11 protein-coding genes are annotated in these 10361 nt (G+C 69.1%); 5 read left to right on the top strand and 6 right to left on the bottom strand.

Annotated elements, in window-relative coordinates; translation table 11 throughout:
- Positions 1-113 precede the first annotated feature (113 nt).
- The 3 genes from ACFV15_RS46530 to ACFV15_RS46540 all read right to left on the bottom strand — a co-directional run bounded on the left by ACFV15_RS46530 (position 114) and on the right by ACFV15_RS46540 (position 4963).
- Positions 114-3023 (bottom strand): alpha-L-fucosidase, encoded by a 2910-nt coding sequence (locus ACFV15_RS46530; RefSeq protein WP_378359714.1) that lies wholly within the window; start codon positions 3021-3023, stop codon positions 114-116.
- Between the two features lie 87 nt (positions 3024-3110).
- On the bottom strand, positions 3111-4268 hold the full coding sequence (locus ACFV15_RS46535; protein WP_378359716.1) for a pentapeptide repeat-containing protein: 1158 nt from the start codon (positions 4266-4268) through the stop codon (positions 3111-3113).
- A gap of 53 nt (positions 4269-4321) precedes the next feature.
- A complete protein-coding gene (locus ACFV15_RS46540; protein WP_378359718.1) occupies positions 4322-4963 on the bottom strand; it encodes a hypothetical protein in 642 nt (213 codons plus the stop codon).
- 103 nt (positions 4964-5066) lie between these two features.
- Between ACFV15_RS46540 and ACFV15_RS46545 the strand changes: the two genes are divergently transcribed.
- A complete protein-coding gene (locus ACFV15_RS46545; protein ID WP_378359720.1) occupies positions 5067-5480 on the top strand; it encodes a nitroreductase/quinone reductase family protein in 414 nt (137 codons plus the stop codon).
- 5 nt (positions 5481-5485) lie between these two features.
- On the opposite strand, the gene ACFV15_RS46550 is transcribed toward ACFV15_RS46545, so the two are convergent.
- Complete coding sequence (locus ACFV15_RS46550) at positions 5486-5869, bottom strand: PPOX class F420-dependent oxidoreductase (RefSeq protein ID WP_378359722.1); 384 nt, start codon at positions 5867-5869, stop codon at positions 5486-5488.
- Positions 5870-5890: 21 nt separating this feature from the next.
- A complete protein-coding gene (locus ACFV15_RS46555) occupies positions 5891-6817 on the bottom strand; it encodes a LysR family transcriptional regulator (RefSeq protein WP_378359724.1) in 927 nt (308 codons plus the stop codon).
- Positions 6818-6888: 71 nt separating this feature from the next.
- Here ACFV15_RS46555 and ACFV15_RS46560 point away from each other — a divergent pair, with 71 nt between their 5' ends.
- Positions 6889-7722, top strand: coding sequence for an SDR family NAD(P)-dependent oxidoreductase (locus tag ACFV15_RS46560; protein ID WP_378359726.1), 834 nt, complete (start codon positions 6889-6891; stop codon positions 7720-7722).
- Here ACFV15_RS46560 and ACFV15_RS46565 read toward each other — a convergent pair.
- The gene (locus tag ACFV15_RS46565) at positions 7719-8441 is read right to left on the bottom strand and encodes a LysR family transcriptional regulator substrate-binding protein (RefSeq protein WP_378359728.1); all 723 of its coding nucleotides are present in this window, start codon (positions 8439-8441) and stop codon (positions 7719-7721) included. The genes ACFV15_RS46560 and ACFV15_RS46565 overlap by 4 nt on opposite strands.
- 46 nt (positions 8442-8487) lie before the next feature.
- Between ACFV15_RS46565 and ACFV15_RS46570 the strand changes: the two genes are divergently transcribed.
- The 3 genes from ACFV15_RS46570 to ACFV15_RS46580 form a co-directional block, all read left to right on the top strand.
- Positions 8488-8880 (top strand): DUF5997 family protein, encoded by a 393-nt coding sequence (locus tag ACFV15_RS46570; RefSeq protein WP_378359730.1) that lies wholly within the window; start codon positions 8488-8490, stop codon positions 8878-8880.
- A 1-nt stretch (position 8881) separates the two neighbouring features.
- Positions 8882-9724 (top strand): alpha/beta fold hydrolase, encoded by an 843-nt coding sequence (locus ACFV15_RS46575; RefSeq protein WP_378359732.1) that lies wholly within the window; start codon positions 8882-8884, stop codon positions 9722-9724.
- Positions 9724-10361: hypothetical protein (locus ACFV15_RS46580; protein ID WP_378359733.1), on the top strand; the 638-nt coding region annotated here is incomplete at its 3' end. The genes ACFV15_RS46575 and ACFV15_RS46580, both read left to right, overlap by 1 nt.

Below are 10361 nucleotides of genomic sequence, written 5' to 3' on the forward strand. Positions count from 1 at the left end.
GTACGGCCGGTTCTAACCGGCCGTACCACTCACGACCCCCATTACGAAGCGAGGGTGCCCCCGGGTGCGTACGAAGCACCCCACGGCACCCTCACTTCATACCCACCGGGCGTTTAGCCGACCGAAATGCGGTCGAGGTCTGGCGCGCCTTCGGTGTCGTTGTAGAGCTTGATCGTGTTGGCGCCCGCGTTGAGCGTGACCGGCAGTGTGGACGTCTGCGGTGTGGTGTTGCCCTGACCGCTGGTCTTGACCTCGACCGGCGCGCCGCCGTTGACGCTCACGAAGTACGACCGATCGCCGTTGACCGTGTAGTCGAGGTACAGCATGTACTGCCCGGCCGCGGGCACCGTCACGCCGCCGAACTGCGCGAAGGCGATCGGCGAGCCGCCGATGTTGCGTACCTTCTGGCCGCCGGAGCACTGGCCGCAGTTCGTCACGCCCGCGTCGCCGATGTTGTTGGCGGAGTCCTCGGCCTCGCGCATGAACACCCGGTCGGCCGGGCGCAGAGCCACACGCAGCGGCTTGGACGCGGTCAAGGCCTTGCCCAGGTTCAGGAACGACGCGGTGACCGGGATGTCGGCCGCCGTGACGTTCTGGCCGGCAGGCGAGGTGAGCGTCCATGTCGCTTCGAGTGTCTGGCCCAGCCGCAGCGTCGACGCCGTCGCGGGCGCACCCGTGAGTGTCCAGCCCGCAGGCGCGACCGGAGCCAGCTTGACCTGGTCGAGCGCGTCGTCGACGTCGACGCGCAGCTTCGCGCTGACCTTGATCGACTGCTGGCCGGAGGGCAGCCACTGGATGCCCGCCGGGGTGACGGTCAATGTCGTCCGCGGCACGTACGACGCCGGGGGCAGCGGTGCGACCGCGATTCGGTCCAGCCCTGGGCCGTTCCGGTCCTTGCTGAACACGGTCACCTTGTTGGCACCTGCCTTGAGCGGCACCGAAACCGCCACCGGCGCCGGGACGTCCGCGATTCCGGCCGCCTGCACGTCGATCGGCGCGCCGTCGTTGACGCTCACCGAGAGCGAGCCGGAGCCGGTGGCGCCGAGCTCGAGCCGGTAGTCGCCTGCCGTGGCGACCGTGACGTCGTCGTAGGTGACCGAGTTGCGCTTGCCGTTGCCCAGTCCGGTGACCTGGAGCGTGCCGGAGCACGCGTCACACCAGTCGAGGTGCGCCGAGCCGTCGCGGTCGTTGTGCCACGACTCCGCCTCCAGCGGCACCTGCGGCTGGAAGAACGAGCCCGCGTACTCGTAGCCGACCTTGATCTCGTCGATCGCGAGCTGCTTGTCGAAGCGCGGCGCCTGCGGGCCGCTCCAGGTGTTCAGCACGTCGACCTTGATGAACCGGGCTCGCTGGTCGCCGATGTCGATGAACTGCACCCCGCGTGCGCTCGGCATGGCCGAGACCTTCACAGGCTGACCCCAATGCCTGCCGTCGTCGCTGACCGAGACGCGGTAGTCCATGATCCTGGCCGAATCTTCGGGACGGCCAAAGGATTCCCGCGCGTAGGTCGGCGACGCTTCACGCTGGTTCACCGCGAGGTAGCGGGCGGGCTTGCGCCGTCCGAGGTCCAGCGTGAGCGAGACCGGGGTGTGCGCGTCGGAGTCCCAGAAGTTCTCGAAGCTGCCGTCGACGAGGTTGCTCGCCGGGTTGCCCGCTTTGCTCGCCGAAGCCGTCGCCTTGATCGACGACTGCGGGTAGAACCCTTGCTGTCCTGAGGTTTCCACCTTGAAGACGGTGTCGTAGGCGTCCCAGTTCTTGATGCCGAGGATGGTCAGGTAGCCGCCGGACTGGCTGAACCTCAGCCGCTCGCCGGTGCGCTGGTCGCTCACCCGCTTGACCTGATAACCATTGTCCCGCAAGCGAACCTGGTCCGTTCGCGGCTTGGTCAGCACATGCAGGTACTGGGTCTTCGCGCCAGGCTCGACGGTGATCACGCCGTGCGCGCCGTCGTTCCAGAATCCCGGTTGCATGCCGCCGTACATGTAGCCGCCGCCTTCTTTGCCCTGCAGCGAGGACTTGATCGGCGGGGTCCAGCTCGCCATGAAGTTGTTGAACTGCTCCTGCTGCGGCGGGAACTTCCCGTTCACCATCGGGGTTTCCGCCATCAGCGACTTCATCGACGAGCCCGCGTTGGTGATGTAGCGCCCGGTCGACAGCCGCGTGTCGACCGGCGAGTCGCCGCCGCTGTACCACCAGTCGCCCGTGGTGGGCAGCTTGTAGTCGGCTTCGGTGAGCCGGGGCATCGGGGTGAACGCGGCCTGCGGATAGTCGTAGGACGGCGTCATGCCGGTCTTCTGCTCGTTGCTGACCGTGTCCATGATCGGCGTGTCCTCGTTGTTGTTGCTCAGCAACCAGGACGGCCTCTTCGCGCGGATCTGCTCGTAGAGCTTGTTCTGCTCCCAGTACTCGTTGTCGTTGTCGATCCAGAACCCGGACAGGTCGCTGTAGCGCTCCATGACCTCGAAGAACAGGTCATAGCTGTACTTCCCGAATCCGGCGCGTGTGGTCAGGTCGACCTGCTCGCCCTTGTACGCCGAGTAGCCTGCCGAGTCGAGCGTCTCGATGCCGGTTTCCTTGTGCCACTGCGGATCGTCGGTCATGTACAGGATGATGTGGACGCCTTTGGCGTTACCCGCCTTGATCAGCTCGCCGAGCAGGTCACGCTGGGTGGCGCAGCTGCCGGGGATCTTCGACGGCCACGGCTTCGCGTAGCCGAGCCTGCTGTGGAACGTGGCGAGCACGATGTACGAGGCGCCGAGCTTGGTGGCCTCGTCGACCCAGTACTCGGGGGTCCAGCCGCCGCCGGTGACGTCGCGCTCCCACTCCGCGCAGTTCAGGTGCCGGGGCGCGGTGAACATGCCCCAGTGGAGGAAGAGGCCCGCGGTGGAGTCGCGCAGCCACTGCTGACGCGGATGGTGCACCTCCGCGTTCGCTGAGCCGACCAAGCTCGTCAGCAGGATGAGGACGGCCAGTAAAAGCCGCAAACCGGACCTTGCCGTGCTACGCCGCACCTGAGTTCTCATGCCTTCGCTCTCTCGTAGGCTGACGAGAGATCCGATGATTGCCTCTAGGTGCCCGGGTGGTCAAGGGTCAGCTGGACGCAGGATGGCCTAGTCGTCAGATGACTGTGCGCCATCTGGTCGAAACTCTGCCACCTCGTGCGGCGGGTTCCCGGTGAACGTGACATCGACGAACCTGGCGCCGCTCGCGAAGGTCGTCCCGTCGAACCGGGCCGGTCCGGCGAACTTCGCACCGTCGAACCGGGGCGCCCGGATGAACCTGGCTCCGCTGAATCCCGCGTCCGCGCCGAACTTGACGTCGATGAAACCAGCGCTCTTGAGGAACGACGCGTTGTCGAACTTGGCGGTCGCGCCGAACGTGGTCCGGTCGAACCTGGCGGTGTGGGCGAACCGGGCGTTGCCGAACCTGGCCCTGCCCGCGAAGACGATATCGGTGAACCCGCCACGACCTTGGAAGTCGGCGTTCTCGAAGCCGGCGTCGTCGCCGAACTTGGCCCTGGTGAACCAGGCGTCGCCGGTGAACTCGACATTCGTGAACCACGCGGTGCCCGCGAACTCAGTCCTGGAGAAGAACCCGGTCCGCAGTCGGCACTGCGACAGCCGGAAGTCGTCCAGCACGGCCCCGGAGAGGTCGAGATCGGTATCGGGCCAGAACCCGTCGGGGTTGTCGGTCGGACTGAGGTGGGTCACCAGGATGCGCTGCGCGGTGAGCCGGACCTCGCGCTCCTGCGGTTCGTCCGACGCGGACGGCATTCGCAGATACGCGCAGATCACGTCCACAATGGTCTGGCGCTGCTCGGGATTGCCCTGCGCGAGCCGTTCCAGCGCGCGCAGCCCGGCCAGCCGGACCGGCGCCTTCTCCGAGCCGAGCTGATCGGCCGCCTTGATGTAGAGATCGGTGATGCGCCGCTCGGTCGCGTCTTCGCGCGCGTCCTTCGCGACCTGCAGCTGGTGCGCGTGATTGTCGGCGGCGATCTTCTCGGCGAGCAGGTGCGCCTCGTGCTTCTGCCGGAGCTCCAGCTCGGTGGACCGCTGCTTGCGCGCGGTGAGCAGCAACGCGACCGCGCCACCCGCGCCGACCACGAGTGTCCCGCCGGTCCGGATCGCGTCGAGCTGGGTGGTGCCGACGCCGAGTTGCAGCAGCAGCCACGTCACCACGACCGCGATGACGACGAGGATGATCCCGCCGATCAGGATGGCGCGCTGCGTCAGCACTTTCGGGGCAGGCTTGTCGGGTTGCTCGCTCAAAACCACACCATCACGCGTCGGATCACGGGGAGCGTGAACCTAGCACGCCGCGATCACGGCGCCGGGAACTCGGCCGCCACCTCGGCCACGGTGTCGAGCAGCTCGTTACCGGGATGCCCGCCGCCCGGCGCCGTCTCGGCGACGACGAGCAGCGAACCGCTCTGCCGCGACGCGTAGTGGTGACCGGTGAAGTCCACCCCGCCGAGGCCGAGCGCGCCGCTCGCGAGCGGCGAGATGTCGCCGGAGCCTTGGATGTCGATGATCCGCTTGAGCTTGCCGGTCGTGTCGGCTTTGGGCATCTTCACCCAGGCGACCGAGACGACGACTGTGTTGCCGTGCGAGTCGGCGACGGCCACCAGAAGGCGGTCGAGAGAGCGGCACGGATTGTGCGCGAAGAAGTCCCGTACCTCGCTGAACGACGCGGTCACGCATTTGAGGTCTCGTTTGGCCGTCTGTTTGAGACTCTTGAGGCCGAGGCGTTTCCAGGCTTCGGCCCGGTTTCCTTTGCGCGCGGCCTCTTTGCTCGACGACTTGCCTTTGAGGCTGTGGCTCGCGGCCGATTCGACCGCCGCGCCGCCTCCGCCGGCGCCCCCGCTGGCGAAAAAGACAACGCCCGCTACTACCGCCGCGCCGACGCTGCCTCCTGCGGCTTTCCAGCGGCCATCACTGCCCCGCGGTTGGTTTTTCCAGCTCACGATTCGCTCCCTCGCCGTGCGAGCTACAGATCATCGCCGCCGGACACCCGCCGGTTCACCGAAAACGTCAGCGAACCGCCCGAACAGAGCAGTAGCGTGTGTCATGACCGAAGCTCGGCGTAAGCGCGTCCGCCTGCTCCAGAAGTACGTCATCAACCCGCCGCTGAAGGCATTGGCGTTCGCGGGCAAACTGCCTGGCCACATCGTCCTCGAAACCACGGGCCGCAAAACCGGGAAGCCACGCCGCACGATCGTCGGCACCCAGCGCGAAGGCTCGACGCTGTGGGTCGTCGCCGAGCAGGGCCGCTACTCCGGTTACGTCGCCAATATCGCCGCCCAGCCGCGGATCCGCGTCCGCCTCGACGGCCGCTGGGTCGACGCGAACGCCACCGTGCTCGATGAGGACGATGTCGACGCGCGGCTCGCGTCGTTCGACGACCAGAAGCACGTCGGAATGGTGCGCAAGTTCGGAACCTCATTGCTGACCGTCCGCATCGACACCGTGACCGGGACCTGACGCGCCTAGCTGACCTTGTCGGCCTGGATGGTGAGGATGAGCCGGACCTGGTCACGCCCGCCGTACCAGGAATAGGGCGCTCCGGTGTAGCGGTGGGCCAGCTTCTCGATGTGCTGGCGCGCGCCGTCGGTCGTCATGCGTAGGACTCGGCCGCGGATGGCGTAGTAGCGGAACGGGTTGTCGGGGTCGACGACGTTCACCGCCACGCGGGGGTCGCGCTCGATGTTCTTGATCTTCACGAAGCCCTGGACGCTGTTGATGAGGATGTGCTTGCCGTCGGTATCGCCCCAGGTCTCGGTCAGGTGCGGGGACCCGTCGGGCATCGTGGTCGCCAGGAAGCACGGGCTGGGCCGCTGCAGGAGCGCGCGTAAGTCACTGGGTAAGTCCATGCGCTGATCCTTGCGCGTCCCTCAGATCGGGATGGTCGCGGGTGCCGCGGCCGCTGTCCGCAACGCCTCGATGACACGGAGTGTGCTCTCAGGCAAGCGTTGCGGCAGATGGGCTAGCACCGCGCGCCGCCGCTCTTCGGGACCGCCTCGCACGGTGAGCACGCGCACCCCGGGCGGCACAGCTGCGGCGAGGTCCGGCGGCACGGTCGTGAAGCCGAAGCCCGCCGCCACCAGGTGCAGTTTGGTGAGCCAATCGTGCGCGGTGTGCGTGATCTCCGGCCGCTCGTCGAGTCCCGGCCAGACGCCGAGCTGCGGCTCGTCGCCCGCCGTCCGCCCAGCGATCCACTGCTGCCCGCGCAGGTCGGCGAGGTCGACGGAATCGTTGGCCGCCAAGGGATGCGCCGACGGCATCGCCACGCACAGGTTGCGCTCGACCAACGTTTCCAGCGTCAGCGCCGGTGTTTCGGTGTCCGGCGCGCGGAACGGTGGCGCCGAGCCGATCACCGCGAGATCCAGGGTGCCCGCCCGTAACGCGCGGATGAGCACGGGCGTGCCGCCGGTGCGGCTGACGACCGTGACGCCGGGGTGGGCGCGCCGCAGCGCCGCCAGCGCACGGGGGAGCAGCATGGCGCCCGCGGTGGGGTAGAGGCCGAGCCGGACCGTTCCGGTCGCGTCGGGCAGGCCGCGCAGCTCGCGGTCGGCGGCGTCGATCTCGGCGAGCACGGCCGCCGCATGCCGGAGCACCACCTGCCCGGCCGCGGTCGGCCGCACCCCTTCGCGGCGCCGTTCGAAGATCGGCGCGCCCGCGGCCCGCTCGACGGCGGCGACCTGCCTGGACACGGCGGATTGGGTGTACCCCAGCGCGACGGCGGCTGCGCTGAACGTGCGGCGCTCGGCGATCTCGCGCACCACGCGGAGCCCGGCCAGCGAAACGTCGGCGAAGTCCATGATGTTTACGCATACCACAGATGCCAAAGTCTCGTTGGACGCATGGAAGTCGCGTGCCTAGCGTTGATCGCATGACACGCATCGCATTGGTCACCGGAGCCAACCAGGGCATCGGTTACGCGCTGGTCGCCGAACTCGCGGCCAGGTGGTCGCCTGACGACCTGATCCTGCTCACCGGCCGCGATCCCGTGCGCGTCGCCGAGGCGGCCGCGAGCGTCCACGGCGTCGCGCGCGTAGAAGGCAGGGTCCTCGACGTCACCGACGCGGCCGCGATCGACGGGCTCGCGAAGGAACTCGGCGCGGTCGACCTCGTGGTGTCGAACGCGACCGCGCGGATGACCCCCGAGCGGACCCAGGCCGAGCAGGCCGACGAGGTCATCGCCGTCTCGAACGGCGCCACCCACGCGATGCTGCGGTCGTTCGCCCCGGTGCTGCGCCCGGGCGGCAGGCTGATCGTCGTCGCCAGCTCACTCGGCACGCTGGGGAACCTGGACGAACGCCTGCACCCGCTGTTCGACGCGCCCTCGCTCGACGAGGTCGAGGCGATCGTCGAGTCGTGGCGCACCGCGATCCACGACGGCACGGCGGCCGGGCTCGGCTGGCCGGAGTGGATCAACGTGCCGTCGAAGGTCGCCCAGGTGGCCGCGGTCCGCGCCGTCGCCGGTGCCCGGCGTGACCGCGACCTGGCGGACGGCATCCTGATCGCGGCGGTCTGCCCCGGCCTCGTCGACACGGCGACATCACGGCCGTGGTTCGACGACTTCAGCCGAGCCCGCACGCCGGCGCAAGCCGCGTCCGTCCTGCTCGACTACATCCTGTCCGACCGCCCCGACACCTACGGCGAGATCGTGCGCGACGGCCAGGTGCTGCCGTGGCTCAGCGAATCCGCCACTCAGAGGGCTTAGGAGCGACGGCGGGGCTTGCCGCGCTTAGGCGTTTGCTGACGGCTCTTGTTCGGGGCGGGTTTGACGGGTCGTTTCGCCTTCGCCTTGGCCGGAGTCTTCTCGGGCGCCGGACGTCCACGGGTGCTGTTGACCGTGCGGCCCCGGACGATCCCGATGAACTGCTCCATCAGGTCGGTCGTCTCGTCCTCCGGCCACGACAACGCGACGCGTGACTCCGGCGCGTCCGTGACGGGCCGGTAGGTGAGGTCCTTACGGTGATGCAGGCGCGCGAGCGACTGCGGGACGACCAGCAGGCCGACCCCGGCCGCGACCAGCTCGATGGCGTCCGCCGTCGTCTCGGGGCGCTCGATCGCGGGCTGGCCGGGCAGCTTCTCCCAGCCGAGGGTGTCGTCGAGCGGGTGCAGCAGGACGGCGTCGGCCAGGTCCTCGGTGGACACCTCGTCGGCCGCGGCCACGTGATGCTCCTTGGGCACCACGACCACGGTCGTCTCGGTGTAGAGCGGGATCGCGTGCAGGCCGTCACGGTCGATCGGCAGCCGCAGGAGCGCCGCGTCCGCCTTGCCTTCGCGGATCCGGCTCTCGGCCTCGGCGGGTGTCACCTGGGTGAGGTGCAGCGGGACCTCGGGGAGCCGCTCGTTCCAGGTCCGCACCCACTTGGTGGGCGTCACGCCGGGGACGTACGCGAGTGTGAACGATGCAGGTACGTCCGAGCCGGTCACGAGGCCAGATTACCGGGCGTGATCGGGCGCTCGTACCCTGGACGCCATGACGTCGCAGAAAACGCCCCAGACGATGAAGCCCGCGACCGCGGCGAAGAAGCTGGGCGTGTACCTCGAAGCCACTCCCGGTGAGTTCCAGGAGGGTGTCGTCTCCCGCGACGAGCTGAACGCGCTGCAGGCCGACCCGCCCGAGTGGCTGCGCGACCTGCGCCGCAACGGCCCGCACCCGCGCCCGGTGATGGCGGCCAAGCTGGGCATCTCCATCGGCGGCCTGGCGCGCGGCGGCATCACCGACCCGCTCACCACCGAGCAGATCGACGCGCTGAAGGCGGAGAGCCCCGGCTGGCTGGAGCGTGAGCGCGCCACCCAGGCCGAGGTCCGCAAGGAAGCCGTGCGCGCCAAGGAAAAGAACGCGGAACCACGCCGTCCCCGGTCCTGACGTGCCCGCCTTCCCCGCGTTCGACGGAACGACACTCGCCTTCCATGAGCTCGGCGACGGCGCCCCGCTGGTCTGCCTGCCGGGCGGCCCGATGCAGGACGCCGACTACCTCGGCGATCTCGGCGGGCTGTCGGAGCGCTTCCGGCTGATCCTGCTCGACCCCCGTGGCACGGGCGAGTCGGCGGTCCCGTCGAGCCTCCCGTCCTACCGCTGCGATCGCCAGGTCGACGACGTCGAAGCGCTGCGTGAGCACCTCGGCCTCGACCGGCTGAACCTGCTCGCGCACTCCGCGGGCGCGAACCTCGCGGTGCTGTACGCGGCCCGGTACCCCGAGCACGTCGCCAAGCTGATCCTGGTGATGCCGAGCACCCACGCGCTCGGCATCATGGTCACGCCGGGGGACCGGCGCGACGCGGTCCGGCTGCGTTCCGGCGAACCCTGGTTCGAGCACGCGTCGGAGGCCTTCGAGCGGGTCAACTCGGGCGGGGCCACGAACAGCGACTGGGACGCGCTCGCCCCCTTCACCTACGCCCGCTGGGACGCCACGACGCAGGCTCATCACGCCAGAGGGGAGACTCGCCGCAACGACCGCGCCGCGATCCTCTTCGGCGCCAAGGGAGCGTTCAACCCCGAGGCGACCCGCGAGATGCTGAGCGTTTTGGGCGCGCCGGTCCTCGTGCTGGCCGGGGAGTACGACGTGAACAGCCCGCCGCGTGTCGTGGCCGAGCTCGCCGACGCGTTCCCCGAATCGACGCTCGTACTCCAGACCGGCGTCGCCCACTGCCCGTGGCTCGACGATCCGGCAGGGTTCGGCAAGACGGTCGCCGAGTTCCTGGAGTCTTGATGAAATGGTCGACCGCGATCCGCCACCTGCGCGACCTGGCGGGGGCCGCCGCGTCTCCCGCGGCGAAGTTCTCGTTGCCGGTCACCGAGCTGTGGGCGGCGGGGACACTCGTCGGCGCCCCGCGCGACGACGTCGATCACTCGACCGTCGCCGTCGTCGTCGACCTGCCTGTCGACGAAGTGCCGTGGCTGACCAGGCCGACCGGCGCCGACCATTGGGCGAATCTCACCCGGGTCGCGAAGGCGCCGGTGCGGGTCCTGTGGCGGTCCGCGCACGCGCCCGTCTGGAACCACGAGATCGACCGGCCCGTGTTGTTCTGGGACCGGGAAACCGGCCTCGACGACGACATCCTGCGCGCGCTGAGCGACGGGCGCGGCGAGGACGTCCGGCTCGACGCGCCTTCGCCAGAGGAACTCCGCGCTCGCGTTCAGGCGGACCTCGAGGTGAGCCTGAAAGCGTTGCGCGCGCGTACCAAGGCTTACGAGGACCGCAGGTGGGCGCCGGGCAAGCTCACGGCGGTTTCCGACGCCCTGTGGGAAGCCAGCAACGGCTACGTCGATCTATTGGACGGGTCGTGGGGGTGTCCCCCCCCCGGAAAAACGCGGGGCGCGGGGGCCCCCCCAGGGGCGAAAGAGCC

Origin of the sequence: Amycolatopsis sp. NPDC059657, from assembly GCF_042734395.1 — a bacterium.
Taxonomy (GTDB): domain Bacteria; phylum Actinomycetota; class Actinomycetes; order Mycobacteriales; family Pseudonocardiaceae; genus Amycolatopsis.

Excerpts from the sequence above, each read along its gene's own strand:
- ACFV15_RS46545 (WP_378359720.1), top strand. The coding sequence starts at position 5,067 with ATGACCGAAGCTCGGCGTAAGCGCGTCCGCCTGCTCCAGAAGTACGTC.
- ACFV15_RS46555 (WP_378359724.1), bottom strand. The coding sequence starts at position 6,817 with ATGGACTTCGCCGACGTTTCGCTGGCCGGGCTCCGCGTGGTGCGCGAG.
- ACFV15_RS46570 (WP_378359730.1), top strand. The coding sequence starts at position 8,488 with ATGACGTCGCAGAAAACGCCCCAGACGATGAAGCCCGCGACCGCGGCG.
- ACFV15_RS46560 (WP_378359726.1), top strand. The coding sequence starts at position 6,889 with ATGACACGCATCGCATTGGTCACCGGAGCCAACCAGGGCATCGGTTAC.
- ACFV15_RS46530 (WP_378359714.1), bottom strand. The coding sequence starts at position 3,023 with ATGAGAACTCAGGTGCGGCGTAGCACGGCAAGGTCCGGTTTGCGGCTT.
- ACFV15_RS46550 (WP_378359722.1), bottom strand. The coding sequence starts at position 5,869 with ATGGACTTACCCAGTGACTTACGCGCGCTCCTGCAGCGGCCCAGCCCG.